This window comes from Candidatus Manganitrophaceae bacterium (genome assembly GCA_012960925.1).
Taxonomy (GTDB): Bacteria; Nitrospirota; Nitrospiria; order SBBL01; family JAADHI01; genus DUAG01.
Window position 1 is genome coordinate 25,181 of sequence record DUAG01000057.1, and the last position, 15,820, is coordinate 41,000.

Consider the following 15,820-nt stretch of genomic DNA (forward strand, 5'->3'; position numbering starts at 1 on the left):
CGTCAGTTGAAAATAAAAAAGGGGATGCCCTCGCCTGCTTTCAGATTTTAGCAGTGAGAGTATCCCCAAGGGTCCGATCAGTAGATTACAGGCTACAGGAAGAAGAAAGGACAGGGTTACGGAACATCCCATCCTTCACTGCACGGAGCATTTCATCTGCAGTGGTCTGATCGCTGGTAAAGATCGCTTCATAGTTTTCTTGTACAAATGAAGCAAATACTGCCCTCTGACTTGACGGACAGCCCAACAGACCTGCCAACGTATCAAGGTGTTCCCCATTACCAACAGCCATCTCTTTGGTGAGGGTGTCGAAGTTCTGCGCGGCAAAGAGATCATCTTCACGTTCAGCCAGGATAATACCACTTGCATCACAATTAGAGGTACCTGAAGTAATGCCAAATGTCTGACTTCCAGAAGTCCCATTCGTGGTTGCAGCAAAAATCTGGATAATTCCAGGCTCATTCCCAAAAACCATAGAGCCGAGACCACACCCTGCTGCACCATATCCTGCAGCAAAGCTATTCGAAGCAAAAGTTAGTGTCAGTCCAACAAAAGCCATCATAAAAAACCTTCTCATTGATTTTCTCCTTCCGTTGTTTTCGTTCTCTGATTTATTAGGTGCTTCGGGTATATTCAGACAGTAGTTATACTCTAGACAAATATCCCACAGGGGGATTCTATGAAGTCGCTCAGGGTTTGTCAAGAGGAAAGAACCAACTGTTAAGCGGTATATTCTGTAGCGACGGTTTCTCTCTTCGTACAAAATGACCCGTCATCAAACGATCCCACTCACCTCTTCTTAGGCTAAAGCGGGCGGACAACTCTCAAGAAAAAGCGATTAAAACGAAACCTGATATTGAAGGCGGATCTGCTCGTCATCATCTTCTCGAGCAGGTGGCCCTGCATTTTCTGTCTCAAAAGAAGAAACATCGAGCTGGAGTTTATGGCGATGGCCATCGAAGAAGATGTTCACACCAACCGTCAGCTCAGATTGATCATTGTTCGGAGTATCGGAATTGATCTCTGCAATCCGTCCTGCGATCTCAATGTGCCCCGGGACAAGAAAAATCCCAGCCTGAAGATAATATCCGTCGGCATCCGGGGTAAGGTCATCATCCCGGGTATAGTATTCTCCCTGAACGGAAAGCCCGCGATGTTTATAGGCAAATTCCAAGGCGATTGTCTCTGCGGAAGATGTCGACCCTATTGGAGGGCCTGGAGGTCCAAAATCGTGTGCTGAGTCGTAGGCAACGCCAATACCCACTGAAAGAAGCGGGTCTTTTGAATTGGCGACATCTGATTCTGAGATGGACATCTTGCCCAAGGGATTATAGACGACCCGAGCCATGGTCACGAAGCCTGTGTGGTCATTATCATTATTTATTCCATTTCCGTTAAAGAGGCCGACCCAATATTGGAGTGTACTGTCATAATATGCTCCGCTTACCTGGACCCCGATATCACGCGCATTGACCTGATTGGCATTAAACGCTTTAGAGGCAATGGAGGTATCAACAAACTGTAGATCAGCGAAAAATGCAAGCTGCTGCCGGTTGAAGGGGATCTTAAACTGGCCAATTCGGAATTTTGCGTTTGGGTATAGATTCAAATTGATCGCAAAATCCTTCAAGGAAACATTCTTATTTGCACTCCCGTTTGCCAACTCAAGCTGAATCACATAACGAATATTGGGATTGTACATAAAACCCGTCCAGCGTAGACGCCCTTTGGCAACCTTGAAGGTTGAAATATCCTGCGTCGCCGGAAAATCATTGTCCCGGTGAAGATACTGAAATTGCAGGAACGCCCCGAATTTCATTTCAAACTTATCACCCGCCTGGATCAGGAAGCCCTGATCATACCCGATACGGATCCCATCCCCCTCGGTCAATAACCTCGTCTCGGCCGCACGACCCCGAACCGGGAAGAAAACCGTCAACATCAGAACCGCAAGAATTAAACCCTTTTTCATTTCGCCTCCCCTTTTTTAATTTCCCATAGGTTCGAAACTGCCAACCGACAAGTCACGTGCAAGACAAGGCCAGAATCCATCAGGACAACCGAGGCGCCCTCACTAGTACATTTAAACTCCATAGCACCCCCGGAGCATCGGAGGTTTTTTAATTTGCCTTAAGCGTACTTCTATACAAGGGGCGAACAGGCACTACCATCATAGGGCTTCTTTTCAGGCAGCCTAGACTAACGCTCGATTTGTGAAAGAAGATCCGAATTGGTAACAAGGTTCCTTACACCGTGGGCATGATCTTCATTGAAAATATTGCCCTTCAACCACTCACCGACAGTCTTAATGTTCACCTTGGCGACTTTAGGGCGAACACTCCAGGTTACTTGCAAAGGAGAGCCTTTTTCATTGTATCCCGGCCCCGTCGTTGATCCAGCGTACTGAATAGGAGTGCCAGTATTGTCCGGGATATTGAATGCTTTGTGTAGACCATTTATCATCAGGCCGTGCTTGGTCAATGCGATGAAGTCGAGAGCATTCTCGTCATTGACTAAAACATATATCTGAGTCTCTACCCGCAACTGAGGATTCATGATCGAATCACTTAGACAAGCACCCAAAGTTGGGCCTGGCTTGATCTGTGCGGTTGAATGTACGTAGTGAACTTCAATCGTATCTCCAGAGGAAAGACCCTCGTGTTTACCTGGGATGTTAAATGGCGATAGCTCTGCTTCGCTCAGATTGCCAGAATACGCGTAACCACTCTGGTATCCGTGTCCATCACCATTACCAGCGTACTTGGTAAACTCACCACCCTTGTGTTCAGCGTTCTTATGAAAATGAATATTACAGAGATTCATCGCTGTATACGCGGGCGCAGCATTGAATGCGCGACCGTTATTACCACCATTTGAATCTATATCACGCGGAGATTGAGGCCCGAACCCTTTACCTTCAGTATTTATTGCAAGCATGTCATGCTGCTTAGCAATCACTTGATCAGAAACCGGTCCATGAACATCATGACCTTTATTCCCCAGGCCGACACATGCTTGCAGCAGTATCGGTGCGACAAGCAAGATAAGAACATTTCTTTTCATTGGTTTAACCTCCATGTTTATCATGACAGATAAAGAACAATCGGCACGTTATCAACCGCCATAGAAGACCTTCTCTCCCAAGTCTTTGAGCGTCAAGGTCTGATCATCCGGACGACCCTCCAGGGTTTTCAGGAGGCCTGCGTCAATGACCTCTCCTACAAAAATAGAGTGATCTCCTTTTTCAATCGTTTCAATCAACCGGCACTCGACGTAGGCCGGAGCGCTCTCCAGCAACGGCGCCCCCGTACTACCTGATCTAAACGCCTGTCCACCAATGGTATCTCCTTCTCTCTCCGCAGGTTTGAAAAATCCGTAGGCGAGCGATTGCTGCCCTTTTCCAAGTATGTTTAAAGCAAATGACCCGGCCTCTTTAATGACAGCATGGGCACCCGAATCCGCCTTGACGCCAACGACGACAAGCGGCGGTTCAAAAGCCGTTTGAGTCACCCAATTTACAGTTGCCGCAGCGACACGACCATCTTTCGTTTCACCTGTCAGGACATAGAGCCCATACGGAATCATCCGAAGCACAGCTTTTTTGGTGTCCTTATCCACATCAAACCTCCATTTTCAGTTCCAAGTGAACACGCATAGTGAGCGCAATCCTCGCCCTTCCAGAGCGAGGTCAGCGAGCGAATAAATGAAGTCTTTCTCCTATCGGGTCGGAGAATCCTGACCGCTCTGCGGCGGGGTTCTTCAATATATCATCTGACCCATATCGTAATCTTTTCCGATACCACCGGGGGATCGAAAGGAACGTGAGACTTATCCCCCAGGATTAACTGAAGCGTGTGTTTTCCAGGCGACAACTTTAATGTTGTTTCCGTCTGCCCCTTTCCAAAATGCTTATGATTTTTGTCTGAAGGAATCGGCTTATCTAATGCAGGAAGACCTTTCAGATCAATCAAGAGGTGATGATGGCCTGTATTCTTCTTGTCAATACCCGCCGGGGCAACACCCATGCCCTGCAAACCAAATTTAACCGCTACCGAAGGACCCACCGCCTCTCCAGTCGCGGGAGAGATGAGATAAACTCTTGCGGACTCGGGTGACGGGGTCCGCGCAAACGCCATGGAGGAGAACATCACAAATGAAGAAACCAGCACCCAAAAACCTGCTCTGACCATAGACAACCTCCTTTTGTTAGTTAGACGATACCCACACTTGATGGCGAGAAGGACTTACAATATGCCCCTTTTCAATGTTTTGCCATTCTATAGCCCATTCCCTCTCCCGTCAATCCTTAGTTTATTGCTACCCCGAGCCTTCACTGGAGCGAGGAATCGGGCTCCAGTGAAGGCGAGAAAGCTGAAGACCCGCATCATACTTGCATCATGAAATCCAGACAACTTCTCTATGATGATCCGGTCTCTGATGGATCTTCTTTCTCGACCACTACGGCGTTCAACTCCTTTATAGTCCGGTTTCTCGACTGTCTGCGGTCGATCCATGATCTGGAATGCCGGCCGGAATGGCGTACTTTATCACTCATCGGATCCCCGCCTCCTCATTTTTCCAGGTACCATATCCAAATCAATTATCGTTTTACAAAATCAAACAACTGCAAGTAGCCCCCTCGCCCCAGGGTGAGTTGTTTTTCAAAGTGACAATTGTCTGAAAAGTAATGGGCGTAATCATGGATGATATCACCTGAAAGCTGAGAAAATAGGCTGAACATAGGCGTGAAGATACCTGGGTTGCGAGGACGGGCATGATCAATGATCCGTATGGTACCGCCCGGCCGCGTAACACGCATGATTTCACGACTTGCCGCCAGGATCGCGGGAATATGAACAAGAGACCCTGAAGCGATGACAACATCAAAACACCCGTTGGGGAAGGGCAGTGATTCAGCGCTCGCAGCGATCAAACGATTACTTAAGGCCGTCTGTTTCAAAGGAGCTTGGGCGAGCATCCCTGTCGACGAGTCCAGGCCAAAGGCATCAAACCCGCTTTCCACCGCTTTGTTCAGAACAAAACAGGTCCCGCAACCAACATCCAGTAATCTGGCTGGTTCTTGATCTCCCGGTTTTTCGGTTCGATGGGATAAATCTTTCAGGGCCGATCCGATTACTTTTTTACGCCAGCCGCTGAGGATGGTCACCCTATCATAGAACCGAGCCGCATAACGCGTATAAACCTTGCCATCCCAGTGAGGGAGCAGTGACGACTTACTCTCTGGAGTCAACTTCGAACTACCCATATTATTCTTCCATTTCGCGCGAACAATTCATTACAACATTTTATAAATTAATACTAGCGCAAACGCCACAAACCCAAATCCTATCATGCCCCGTAGTCTTATAATAAAAGTGCTGGAAATAAGTTGTAAACCACGTTCGAGGAGTGTGATTAAGCCGCCGTACCAAAGGGCATCGCCAAAAACAACTCCAAGGCAAATCACTAAGGCGAGTCCTGTATCCAGGTGATCAATGCCAAAATCATTACAAGCATGGGCGACCGCCAGCCAGTAGAGAATAAAGGTCGGATTAGCCCCAAGAAGAATGCCGAGAAAAAAATCCCCTACGATTTTGGAGGGAGAGTTCGGAGAGACTGTCCCCTGTTCTGATTTTGCCTGCCGTTTGCTGTCATAAATTTCATAAAACCCCAAGGCCATCAAACCAAGGGCAACTGCGAAACCCAGACCAACACCAAAAGCCGTTTCCCGCAAATAACTGTAATATCCCCAAAAAGCAATAAGCGCATAGAGGGTGTCCATCAGGGTAATGGCGCTGACAAAACAAAATAGATTTAACCGGGGCTTTTTAGGCGGCAGCAGCGCATTTGCTATCCAGAGGTTTGTAGGGCCGATTGGAAGGGATGAAATGATTCCGCTGATGACCCCGACCATGAGTAGCAATAAGGGACCGGACATCCTTTAAGGAACCTCTGAGTAAGTCATGAATTTTTTTTCAGGGCAAAAATATCCCGCTTCTGCGTTGCAAATCTTGAATATAGCAGGCTATGGCTTCGCGAGAACCATCCTCTGCGATTTTCGCCTTCAATCGAAACATAAGATCTCCTGAAAACTCAACCCAGACTTAATCAGAGCTTCCTTAATTCTTAAACCGAACAGTGGCTGTTTGCTCATTGCTCAAAAGGCGCTCCCATCTGAATACGGGACCCAACTGAGTTTTCAGGCGCAATTGGCGAAACCATGCAACAGGTCGAGCCTAATTCGAAGGTAGCGATTTTTTGACCGATTTCTATGGGTGCGTTGATACGCAGGTATTCAGGAAGCCGTATGGTGGCCACGAGCGGCCCACCCACAATGGAAAGCAACCACTCCCGACCCTTGCGATCCAGGATATCCACATTGACCCGCTCATTGGTCAATGCGGGAAGTGAAGGGTTATTTTTATAGGCCCAGGGCCTGAGCAGGAGAAGTTCCCCCGGTATACGAACAATACGCAATATCTTCCCGGACACCGGGGCATGAATGTGATGATAATTATTGTTATGAAGAAAAACGTTGCTAAAAAAAGACTCTCCTGGTATTTTTCTCCCAAAAATACTGGGGATTTCCCTCTCTTCACCCTTCACCTTGACGGTTGACAGCGCTTCGGTCTGTCCAGATTCACACAGATAACCCTCGCAAGGCCAGATCGCACCTGAATTAATTTCGGGGAGCTCAATGAAGTCACGCGTAAAGAATTCTTGAAATGTTTTGAAATGCTGGGCCCCGTTCCCGGGGAGAAAGCCCTGATGATAATCTGGGTTTCCATAATGCCACAAGCAATAGGGCCTAATCAGAAACGCCGAAAGGCGCGTATTATACAACCTCGCAATAAGTGCAGATATCGCAAATTGCATTGAACGGCTTAAGCGTCCCCAAATCTGGACGGAGATGAAACCGGCAAAAGAATATATAAATTGACTAACAGACTTCATCTGTTTTGCAGTTGCCTTTATCTACGTGACAATAATGACAAAGTAAATAATCCTGATATGCCTACCGGAAAATATCCTGGCATTTTGTACGCAAAAAACCTTCCAAAACAACAAAAAGGGCGAACACCAAGAAGGATCGACGGATAATATATCAAAAATTAGACGATTTTCAAACCCTTATTTCCGCTTTCGAGCTTATCGGGTGAGGGTCAAAGATCAAGCAGGCTTATATCAGAAATGTTTTTGTTTTGCTGTATAGAGGAAACAGTCGAGGAGGATAAATTTAGAAAAATGATCGATCTCTGGCCATTCGGGCAGGGAAAGAGGTTGACAATATGCATCTCATTTGCTAGTGTCAACCTCCATTGCCGAGATAGCTCAGTCGGTAGAGCAGAGGCCTGAAAAGCCTCGTGTCCGCAGTTCGATTCTGCGTCTCGGCACCACTTAAAAAACCTTCCCCAAAGGCGCTTGGACATCCAGACTTTACACGGTTCCGGACAATTTCCAGCCGAGAGGGCCTTCTCAACTCCTTAGAAATACTCTTCCCTCTTCACCTCAGGCGAGTTCAGCGTCACCGCCTTCTCCCTTCCGGGACCCCAGGATCTTTGAGCAAATTTAATTGTACACACACAACACCAAGGGTCATTCAGGAGGCGGGGGGACCGACAAAGCAGCCATGAAAAGAAGAAAGATACCTGCTGCAAGCAATATCATGTTTCCCATAACAGAATGCTACACCATAACGGGTTCGACATCAACTTAAATAATTGTCACGATCCAGCATAACCTCTACTTTTTTTTATGAAGCTCTTGCATCGGCTCTAGCTTTTCCACATCAGGGACGTGTTGTAGTCCTGTTTCCTGATCGTCAAGCTTGTCCATCAGGGGGATACTCCAGAGGACGATAGCAAGGTGGTCAGAGGGTGTCGGATGGCGTAGCGAGACCGTGTGGTAGGTCAGCTCAATGTGCGTTTCGTCATCTTCCCAGATCACCTTCGGGCCGGGACGTTTCTCTTTTGGCGCGCCATACTCTGCCGTCCACTTTGGCAGGAGCTTTTCGACATGAGAGGGGTCGTTCGTATTCTTAAAACGCACATGCGCAATGACAAGCCCCCATTTTGGGTGAATGCCAAAGCTGACAGAGCGGACCTCCGGCTCTCCGAGCGCTTCGCCGGAGACAGTCAATTCTCCAGGTGCCGGTCCCTGTATCGCCCAGATACCTCCAGGATCAGCGCTTTTAGGGGGAACCAGTTTAACCTGATATGTCGTGATCACTTCCTCCCAGGACATCCCCCACACGGTTTTCCCGAATCCCCCCGGAAGCGTCACCCCTTCGGAAGGTGCTGAATGGGAAAGAACCAGGAGAAGACCCACGATTCCTATAAAGTTTTTCATCATCGCACCTCCTCTAATCGGAGACAACAGTTTCTTCTGAAACCCCATCGATTGTTCCTTTCAACCATGTAACAAGATCGGAGATCACCCTCTCTCGACCCACCTCATTAAAAATTTCATGAAAAAATCCTTCATACCATACTAATCGTTTTTCTATGATTTTCAAGTGGTCAAATATGGTCTGGGCACCCTCCGGTCGGACTATCCGGTCCGCTCTTCCCTGCAGGATGAGTGTCGGGATGATGATCTTGCCGACAGAACTTCTGAGATAGTCATTCATCTTTCTAAATTCAACGTAAAACCGGGGTGTCGCCTTTGTCTGGACAAACTGATCTTTATTGAAGGCGATATCGACCTCAGGGTCGTGACTTTTTTTCCCATCCAGACTCGGATAATGCATCGGCAGGGTAGGTAAGAGACAGTTCAACAAGCGAACCAGCTTTTCAAGTGCCCAGGGGAGAACAAGCACATCAAATGCGGGGGCGGACAAGACGAGGCCGTCGGCTTCATGAGGAAAATCAACACAAAATGTGGCGGAAATTAATCCTCCCAGACTATGACCGATCAGAAAGACCTTGGCTGAAGGATGGCTTAAGCGCACAAAGGTGATCACCGCCTTGATATCATGAAGATAGTCGCTGTAGCGATCAACATGGCCTCGCTTCCCCCCCGAATGACCAAAACCCCGCTGATCATAGGCATAACTTCCAAATCCTGCTGACGCCAGATCATTTTGGAGACAAAGGTACCTCCCCTTGTGTTCGCTGATGCCGTGTACGATTATTAGAAGTGCCTTAGGATCCTCTGGGAGAACGGACTGGAAAGCAAGTGGGATATCGCCACTTTGAATCGATCCACGCTCCAGATGAAAAGAAAGGGGGGAATCGCTCATCATCAAATACAGGTCAAGGCGGGAGTGTGCAGAGGGTTTCCGTAGAGAGTCCCGGCGGAGGCTTCCATGATTTCAACCATAACCAGCGATCCCCTGTGAAGGGAGGTATTGGGAAAAATTACTGTCTGATTTCCATCGCTCTTGCCCATTTGATGATCGGGGCGTTTGTCCGCTGATCCTTCAATGAGTACCTCAATGTTCTGTCCGATACGTTTCTGGTTTTTTTCCAAAGAAATCCGGCGTTGTATATCGAAGAGCCGGATGATCCGATCCTTCTTTTCATCGGCCGAGACATTATCCGAAAACTCTCTTGAGGCAATGGTCCCTTTGCGCTCGGAATATTTAAAGATGTAGGCACTGTCAAAACCGACTGCTTCCATCACCTCGGCCGTCTCCCTGGATTCTTTTTCGGTTTCGCTTGGAAAACCGACAATAATATCCGTCGTCAGGACAACCCCGGGAATCATTTTCCGGATCATATTGACCAGCGTCATATATTCTTTCATCTGATAAGTTCGGTTCATCATCTCTAGTATACGGTCACTCCCCGCTTGAAGCGGAAGGTGGATATGCTTGCAGATATTCGGATGCGATGAGATGGCCTCCAAAAGAGCCTGCGGGAAGTCCTTTGGATGGGGTGAGGTAAAGCGGACGCGTTGGATTCCGGGAACGTCTGCAACCTTTAAGATCAGGTCGGAAAAGGCTCCACCCTTGCTTCGATATGAATTTACATTCTGACCGAGGAGGGTGACCTGGCGATATCCCTGTGCGGCAAGGGCCTTCACCTCTTCCAAAACATCATCTATTTCCCGGCTTCTTTCCCGGCCTCTTGTGTAGGGGACAACACAGAAGGAACAGAAGTTGTCGCAGCCACGCATAATTGCGATCCAGGCATTGACCCCCTCCACACGCGCGGGGGCGATACCACGATATGTTTCATATTCAGAAAGATTGGCATCAATCTCTTTGCTCCCCTGTTTCTTCACTCGCGTGATCAGCTTTGGAAGGGCTCGGTAGTTATCTGGCCCGACAATCAGATTCAAAACCGGATGTTTAAAGAGCTCTTGTTTTAAATTTTGCGCCATACACCCAAGGAGACCCACCACAAGATCCCGACCCTGCCCTCTCAAGCGTTTCTTCAAAGGGCGAAGCAGGTCAAGACGGCCGTATATCTTACGGTGCGCATTCTCACGAATCGCACAGGTATTGATCAAGACCGCTTCGGCCTCATCGAGTCTGGGAGTCAATTCATTTCCGGCCGTTGTGAGGATAGATCGAACCAGTTCCGAGTCGTATTCATTCATCTGACATCCATAGGTTTCCAGGTAAACCTTCATCCTGTAATCTCCCCAATGGCCAGCCCGTTTTCTATCCGCTGGATACGGACCCACATGAGGTGACCTGAGAGATCCTGCTCACTGGAAACACCGACACGGATATAATTCCCTGTCAAACCACAAAAGAGGCCGTCTTTATTCCTCGTTTCAAACAAAACCTCGACCCTTTGCCCCATAAAGGCGTGATAATAATTTCTGCGGATTTGCCTGGAATAATCACACAAGACCCGAGACCGCTCTTTAACCGTGGATGGAGGAACAGGTGTGAGGGACATTCTATTGAGCCGCGTCCCCTTTCGTCTCGAAAATGGAAAGACATGAAGATAGGAAAAAGGGAGCGACTCGATTAAGGAGACGGTTTCCTGAAACTCCGTCTCTCCTTCACCTGGAAAGCCGACCATCACATCGGTACCCAGGCAAAGATGCGGAATCATCGCGGTGACCGTCTTTACAAAGTCAACGTACTCTTTTTGTGTATATCTTCTTCCCATAAGTGAAAGGATGCGATCACTGCCGCTTTGAAGAGGCAAATGAAGGTAAGGACAGAGTTTTTTTGAATTTAAAAACTGGTCCAGGAGCCTTGATGTAATCGTGGTCGGCTCAATAGATGAGATTCGAATCCGGCGAAGCCCCTCAATCCCTTCCAAGGCATCAATCAGGTCTGAAAGCCCGCCTTCCTCTGTGGCATATTCTCCCAGGTTGACCCCGGTGAGGACAATTTCACGATGACCCCGGGCCACCCAGGCCGATACCTCCAGAAGGATATCATCCATACGCCGGCTTCTTGAGCGACCCCGTGAATAAGGAATAATACAGAAAGTACAAAAGAAATCACAGCCATCCTGAATCTTGATGTTGGGACGGGTTGTATGATCGAAAACGGCGAAGCGTTCGGTTTCAATCGTAAAATCTCCCCGACGGATCTTTGGCGTGTGGAAGACCAGAGGGCGCGACTGTTTTAAGAGCACCTCGCCTCCCTGCATCCCGCTTGCGTCTCCCTTATCGCGGCGAACCTGAATAAGGCTTTGAACAAGAGACGCGAGTTCCATCTTTTGGTCCGTTCCGGCGATAAGATCAATTCCTCGGATCTCCTTTAGGGAATCAACGCTGGTTTGAGCGTAACAGCCTGTTACGGCAATAAAGGTGTCAGGTTTTTTTTTCAATATTCGACGTACCAGAGCACGACATTTCGCCTCAGCCTGCTCAGTGACGGCACATGAATTAATAATAGACAAATCTGCCGGTTGACCATCACTCACGACCTGAAATCCTGCATGGTGAAATGTGCCCCCGATAGAGACACTTTCAGAATGATTGAGTCGACAACCGAGCGCATGGAGAGAAACCCTGAGTTCAGGACGAGACGCGATTGTCGGATTTGGATCGATTTGGATCAGCACCTTAACCTTTTGCCCACGGACTTTTCATCAGGAGTCTCTCGATGGTTTTACCCTTGACGAGGTGTTCCTCGATCACCTCTAAGGCGTCTTCTTTAGTTTTCACGGTATACCAGATTCCTTCCGGGTAGATCACAACAGAAGGTCCGAACGCGCAGGCATCAAGACATCCGGCCCGGTTCGCACGGATTTTTCCCTTCAGACCTCGCTTTTTGAGCTCTACCTTGAAGGTGCTTAGAATTTCTTCGGAGCCTCTTGAAAGGCAGCACCCTCGAGGGTCATTTTCGGCCCGTTTATTCATACAGATAAAGAGATGGTATTGATATTTTTGCATCGCCAAGGTCTTGTGGTCCTTAAGACTCCACCGGAAGACCGGAGCGTTTCCAGCCTTCGAATCCCCCCTCCATGGAGGAAACATCCTCATATCCCATCTTTTTCAAGGATTGCGCGGCCACCGCACTTCTTCCGCCACCGGCACAATAGAGAATAATCGGTTTACGCGGATCCCTAAAATTCTGCTGCGCGGTCATTTCCAGGACACCGCGCGGAATAAAAACACTCTTCTCGATACGTCCCTTTTGTGCCTCTTCCTGCTCACGGACATCAATCAGGATGAATTCGTCCCCTCGATCAAGCTTCTCTTTCACATCACCCACCTGAAGAAGTCCAATCTCCTGCTTTGCTTCAACAACCAAGTCTTTCCAAGTTTTCATGGTTTTCCTCCTACAAGTTTTGGTGATTCCGCTTCCTCAGTACATTCTCCCATGAGATGGGCCATCATCGGCCGCCCAAAAAGATTAAAACCCCGTGCGGCCTCCGGAGGATGTCCAGCGACGCAGACAATTGGTACGACTCCCGAAACGCCGAGAACGATTGGCTTGCCCGAACGCATCGGTATTCCATTGACCAGCGTACCCGGTGGCTCAAGCGCATTTAAGAGATCGGCTGTAAAATCTCTTCCATCCACTGCAGTGCCCCCGGATATCACAACCATATCAACCTCTTTAAAAGCCTCCTTGACCTTTTCTCTAAACAGATCAAAATCATCTTTTATAATGCCTTTAAAAACCGGCACCCCGCCAGCATCCCGAATCAAGGCAGAAAGCCCATATGAATTACAATCCCAGATGGCTCCCTTTCTGAACGGGGCAGTGGGTGGAATGACCTCATTCCCGGAAGAGAAGATCGCGACTCGCGGCGCATTGGCAACCTTGACTTCCAATACCCCTTGACTGGCCAGAAGAAAAATATCTTCTCCCAGAATTCGCGTCCCTTTGGAAAAAAGGGCGTCCCCTTTTTTCCTCTCGCTTCCCTCAGCCTCTATGTTCTCTCCCTTTGTCGTAGGCTTGTCTATGACAATCTGATCTCCCCGCCCCTGAACATCCCATTTCTTGATGACCGAATACTCTCCAGACGGGATATAACTACCCGTGGTGACACTGAAGGCCTTTCCGGGGCCAAGGCCCACCGCCTCTCCACTGCCAACCGGGATATCTCCAGCAATACCGAGAGAGACTGGCTTTTCTTTTGAAGCATCCGATATATCCAAAGGAGAGACCAGGTAACCCTCCATAATTGATCTGGCATAAGGCGGGTCATCCATTTCTGCAACAATATCCTCTGCCAAAATGCGACCGCTTGCCGACAAAATGGAGATTTTTTCAATTCCGAGTGGTCCCTTCCCCGCCTTGGAAAGAAAAACCTGCCATGCGTCCTCAATCGGATCCCCATTTGGTTTCATACTATCCCCTTTATCCTCTCAATAGCGTTTCATTACTTGGATGGATTAATATCATGAAAGGTCGCTTGATTCAAGATCTCCTATAAAAAGATTTGGTTTTTGAACGGAACTTCTCTATATTAGAGATGAAGAAACACAATCCAATCGGCACGGTCCTTCCCGAAAACTGCGAATGGATAAAGAATTAAAGTCTAAGGGACCCCTGGATTTATGGTTTGGGGTCCGGACATAAGGATTAAGATAAAGCATGGGTGATCCTCTTTTTATTATGTTTGGTTTTGTCATTCTCGGCGTTTGGATCGTTATGTTTGCGCTACCCATCATTCGGCGGCCTCCCCCTGGTTGCATCCCAAAGGTATGTCCTTCGTGCAAAACTGAAAATTTTTCAGAAGCCGATAATTGCAAAGACTGCGGAAAACCACTTCCCTAACCAATATATATGCGAAGTACAAGTACGATTCAGCGAGAACCAGGACATCCTTGAGCATGAACAGCAAAAATGCCGCAGCCATTATTATCGGAAACGAGCTCCTTTCCGGAAAGATTGCCGATCTGAATGCCGTTTATCTAGCCCATGAGCTGCGCTCTTTAGGGGTTGACCTGCAACGCATTGTCATCATCCCCGATGATGTGAAACACATATCAGAAGAAACTGTTTACTGCCGAGGGAAGTATGATCTCATCTTTACAAGTGGCGGTGTCGGCCCAACCCACGATGATGTCACCATGGCCGGGATTGCGGAGGCCGTCGGACAGCCACTTATCCAGCATCCAGAGTTGACGCGCCTGTTGAAGGAGATTTATCGCGGCGTTGTGACGCCCACGCAGATGGCCCTGGCCCTGGTGCCCGAAGGAATAGAACTCCTTTACGCGGAAGGGCTTCGCATTCCGGTACTTCATTTTGATGAAATTTATATTCTCCCCGGAATCCCTGAACTTTTTGTGAAAAAGTTTGAGGCGATTAAAGAGCGTTTCAGAGAACCGCCCTATTATCTCAAAAAGATATATTTTTCCGATGACGAGATCACGGTTGCTGAAGACTTAAAAATGACGCTTAAACGTTTCCCGAATATCCTGCTCGGGTCCTATCCGATTTCACATCAGCCGGATTACAAAATGATCATCACAATCGAATCAAAAGATAAAATCTATCTCGAAGAAGCGGTCAAATCTCTGACCAATCTGTTGCCAGGAAAAAAGATCATAAGAGTCGAGCAGTACTGAAAGCCTCCTACCGCTTGCGGTAGGAGGCTTTCAGTATGTTATTACCCCTTTGGAAACTTACAGCTATTTTGAAGCTGAACGATTATGGTAGTGGATCTACCACCGCGTCTCGAAATATTGTTTTGAGGCCGACCGTCTCCCCCACGATGAAGCTTACACCGGTCTCACTGTTTATGCCATTATAAAGGTAGACCAAGCTAACATCTATTGTGCTCACTTCCGCTACGTTAATTTCGCCTCGGCTTCGGAAGTCAAAAACCGCGCCTGGAGGTGCTCCAGCACCCACACCAAGGACGAGATCAGCCCCAGGAGGATCTAGGAGGGCAGTAAAGGTATCTCCGATTTGGAAGCTATCTGCGTCAAAGAACTGAACCTGCAGGGCCACCTCGGTCCGGAGGCACTCTCCTATCGTAGCAGGTAGAGGGCAAGGGCCTTTCTGTCCAGTGACGTTCACCTGACTGACATGGCCGCGGAAGCGGATCCGGTTTGATACGTCCTCTAATTGCCAACGCTCGGTCCCCACGATGATACCCTTCGAGGTGTCAATCAAGTCCGTAATGATTTCCTGCACAAAAAGAACGTGTTCACCGATCGAATGGCCGATGGTGTCAACAGTCTTGCCTATACCTTGCGCAACAAAAATATCCAGGGAGATATCCATTTCAGCCAGCCCGAATATATGAGCCCCGAACCGGGGGTCCTGGTTCATGATTATTAGTAACTCGCCGATCACGAAGGAGGCAGGCGTTACAGCATCTCCTGCATCGATACTTATGATCTTTCCGCTCGCAACATTCTCAGAAAGCTCAAGGACAGCCTCGATGTCTGGAATATAATATTCACCACCACCTGGACCCACATAAATATGTCCGGCCGATTT

At 48.2% G+C, this 15,820-nt stretch carries 16 protein-coding genes and 1 tRNA gene; 2 read left to right on the top strand and 15 right to left on the bottom strand.

Going from position 1 to position 15,820, the window contains the following annotated elements; translation table 11 throughout:
* Positions 1 to 85 precede the first annotated feature (85 nt).
* The 8 genes from EYQ01_09290 to EYQ01_09325 form a co-directional block, all read right to left on the bottom strand.
* Positions 86 to 577 (bottom strand): DUF3015 domain-containing protein, encoded by a 492-nt coding sequence (locus EYQ01_09290; protein ID HIE65982.1) that lies wholly within the window; start codon positions 575 to 577, stop codon positions 86 to 88.
* A 261-nt stretch (positions 578 to 838) separates the two neighbouring features.
* Positions 839 to 1,972 carry a hypothetical protein gene (locus tag EYQ01_09295; GenBank protein ID HIE65983.1) on the bottom strand — a complete coding sequence of 378 codons (1,134 nt, stop codon included), beginning with the start codon at positions 1,970 to 1,972 and terminating at the stop codon, positions 839 to 841.
* A 227-nt stretch (positions 1,973 to 2,199) separates the two neighbouring features.
* Positions 2,200 to 3,063 (bottom strand): hypothetical protein, encoded by an 864-nt coding sequence (locus EYQ01_09300; GenBank protein HIE65984.1) that lies wholly within the window; start codon positions 3,061 to 3,063, stop codon positions 2,200 to 2,202.
* Positions 3,064 to 3,114: 51 nt separating this feature from the next.
* On the bottom strand, positions 3,115 to 3,618 hold the full coding sequence (locus EYQ01_09305; GenBank protein HIE65985.1) for a flavin reductase: 504 nt from the start codon (positions 3,616 to 3,618) through the stop codon (positions 3,115 to 3,117).
* 149 nt (positions 3,619 to 3,767) lie between these two features.
* Positions 3,768 to 4,190 carry a DUF4399 domain-containing protein gene (locus EYQ01_09310; GenBank protein ID HIE65986.1) on the bottom strand — a complete coding sequence of 141 codons (423 nt, stop codon included), beginning with the start codon at positions 4,188 to 4,190 and terminating at the stop codon, positions 3,768 to 3,770.
* 410 nt (positions 4,191 to 4,600) lie between these two features.
* On the bottom strand, positions 4,601 to 5,266 hold the full coding sequence (locus tag EYQ01_09315) for a methyltransferase domain-containing protein (GenBank protein ID HIE65987.1): 666 nt from the start codon (positions 5,264 to 5,266) through the stop codon (positions 4,601 to 4,603).
* 30 nt (positions 5,267 to 5,296) lie between these two features.
* Positions 5,297 to 5,938 (bottom strand): hypothetical protein, encoded by a 642-nt coding sequence (locus EYQ01_09320; protein ID HIE65988.1) that lies wholly within the window; start codon positions 5,936 to 5,938, stop codon positions 5,297 to 5,299.
* A 212-nt stretch (positions 5,939 to 6,150) separates the two neighbouring features.
* Positions 6,151 to 6,954, bottom strand: a complete 804-nt coding sequence (locus EYQ01_09325) for a phosphatidylserine decarboxylase (protein ID HIE65989.1) — start codon at positions 6,952 to 6,954, stop codon at positions 6,151 to 6,153.
* Between the two features lie 367 nt (positions 6,955 to 7,321).
* Between EYQ01_09325 and EYQ01_09330 the strand changes: the two genes are divergently transcribed.
* A tRNA-Phe gene (locus EYQ01_09330) sits at positions 7,322 to 7,397 on the top strand.
* Positions 7,398 to 7,743: 346 nt separating this feature from the next.
* On the opposite strand, the gene EYQ01_09335 is transcribed toward EYQ01_09330, so the two are convergent.
* Genes EYQ01_09335 through EYQ01_09365 form a run of 7 tightly spaced genes read right to left on the bottom strand, consistent with a single transcriptional unit; the run spans position 7,744 to position 13,716 of the window.
* Positions 7,744 to 8,349, bottom strand: a complete 606-nt coding sequence (locus tag EYQ01_09335; GenBank protein HIE65990.1) for a hypothetical protein — start codon at positions 8,347 to 8,349, stop codon at positions 7,744 to 7,746.
* A 13-nt stretch (positions 8,350 to 8,362) separates the two neighbouring features.
* Positions 8,363 to 9,244: an alpha/beta hydrolase gene (locus EYQ01_09340; GenBank protein HIE65991.1), complete on the bottom strand. Its 882-nt coding sequence runs from the start codon at positions 9,242 to 9,244 to the stop codon at positions 8,363 to 8,365.
* Complete coding sequence (gene miaB / locus EYQ01_09345) at positions 9,244 to 10,578, bottom strand: tRNA (N6-isopentenyl adenosine(37)-C2)-methylthiotransferase MiaB (GenBank protein HIE65992.1); 1,335 nt, start codon at positions 10,576 to 10,578, stop codon at positions 9,244 to 9,246. Before miaB ends, EYQ01_09340 begins: the two co-directional genes overlap by 1 nt.
* Entirely contained in the window at positions 10,575 to 11,978 is a 1,404-nt protein-coding gene (mtaB, locus tag EYQ01_09350; protein ID HIE65993.1) for a tRNA (N(6)-L-threonylcarbamoyladenosine(37)-C(2))-methylthiotransferase MtaB, read from the bottom strand. Before mtaB ends, miaB begins: the two co-directional genes overlap by 4 nt.
* Before the next feature lies 1 nt (position 11,979).
* Complete coding sequence (locus EYQ01_09355; GenBank protein HIE65994.1) at positions 11,980 to 12,309, bottom strand: (2Fe-2S) ferredoxin domain-containing protein; 330 nt, start codon at positions 12,307 to 12,309, stop codon at positions 11,980 to 11,982.
* Between the two features lie 19 nt (positions 12,310 to 12,328).
* On the bottom strand, positions 12,329 to 12,688 hold the full coding sequence (locus EYQ01_09360; GenBank protein ID HIE65995.1) for a sulfurtransferase: 360 nt from the start codon (positions 12,686 to 12,688) through the stop codon (positions 12,329 to 12,331).
* The gene (locus EYQ01_09365) at positions 12,685 to 13,716 is read right to left on the bottom strand and encodes a molybdopterin molybdotransferase MoeA (GenBank protein HIE65996.1); all 1,032 of its coding nucleotides are present in this window, start codon (positions 13,714 to 13,716) and stop codon (positions 12,685 to 12,687) included. Before EYQ01_09365 ends, EYQ01_09360 begins: the two co-directional genes overlap by 4 nt.
* Before the next feature lie 486 nt (positions 13,717 to 14,202).
* Here EYQ01_09365 and EYQ01_09370 point away from each other — a divergent pair, with 486 nt between their 5' ends.
* Positions 14,203 to 14,940 (top strand): competence/damage-inducible protein A, encoded by a 738-nt coding sequence (locus EYQ01_09370; protein HIE65997.1) that lies wholly within the window; start codon positions 14,203 to 14,205, stop codon positions 14,938 to 14,940.
* Positions 14,941 to 15,820 lie beyond the last annotated feature (880 nt).

Excerpts from the sequence above, each read along its gene's own strand:
- EYQ01_09295 (HIE65983.1), bottom strand. The coding sequence starts at position 1,972 with ATGAAAAAGGGTTTAATTCTTGCGGTTCTGATGTTGACGGTTTTCTTC.
- EYQ01_09355 (HIE65994.1), bottom strand. The coding sequence starts at position 12,309 with ATGCAAAAATATCAATACCATCTCTTTATCTGTATGAATAAACGGGCC.
- EYQ01_09320 (HIE65988.1), bottom strand. The coding sequence starts at position 5,938 with ATGTCCGGTCCCTTATTGCTACTCATGGTCGGGGTCATCAGCGGAATC.
- EYQ01_09315 (HIE65987.1), bottom strand. The coding sequence starts at position 5,266 with ATGGGTAGTTCGAAGTTGACTCCAGAGAGTAAGTCGTCACTGCTCCCT.
- EYQ01_09365 (HIE65996.1), bottom strand. The coding sequence starts at position 13,716 with ATGAAACCAAATGGGGATCCGATTGAGGACGCATGGCAGGTTTTTCTT.
- EYQ01_09325 (HIE65989.1), bottom strand. The coding sequence starts at position 6,954 with ATGAAGTCTGTTAGTCAATTTATATATTCTTTTGCCGGTTTCATCTCC.
- EYQ01_09335 (HIE65990.1), bottom strand. The coding sequence starts at position 8,349 with ATGAAAAACTTTATAGGAATCGTGGGTCTTCTCCTGGTTCTTTCCCAT.
- EYQ01_09340 (HIE65991.1), bottom strand. The coding sequence starts at position 9,244 with ATGATGAGCGATTCCCCCCTTTCTTTTCATCTGGAGCGTGGATCGATT.
- EYQ01_09290 (HIE65982.1), bottom strand. The coding sequence starts at position 577 with ATGAGAAGGTTTTTTATGATGGCTTTTGTTGGACTGACACTAACTTTT.
- EYQ01_09360 (HIE65995.1), bottom strand. The coding sequence starts at position 12,688 with ATGAAAACTTGGAAAGACTTGGTTGTTGAAGCAAAGCAGGAGATTGGA.
- EYQ01_09310 (HIE65986.1), bottom strand. The coding sequence starts at position 4,190 with ATGGTCAGAGCAGGTTTTTGGGTGCTGGTTTCTTCATTTGTGATGTTC.
- EYQ01_09370 (HIE65997.1), top strand. The coding sequence starts at position 14,203 with ATGAACAGCAAAAATGCCGCAGCCATTATTATCGGAAACGAGCTCCTT.
- EYQ01_09300 (HIE65984.1), bottom strand. The coding sequence starts at position 3,063 with ATGAAAAGAAATGTTCTTATCTTGCTTGTCGCACCGATACTGCTGCAA.
- miaB (HIE65992.1), bottom strand. The coding sequence starts at position 10,578 with ATGAAGGTTTACCTGGAAACCTATGGATGTCAGATGAATGAATACGAC.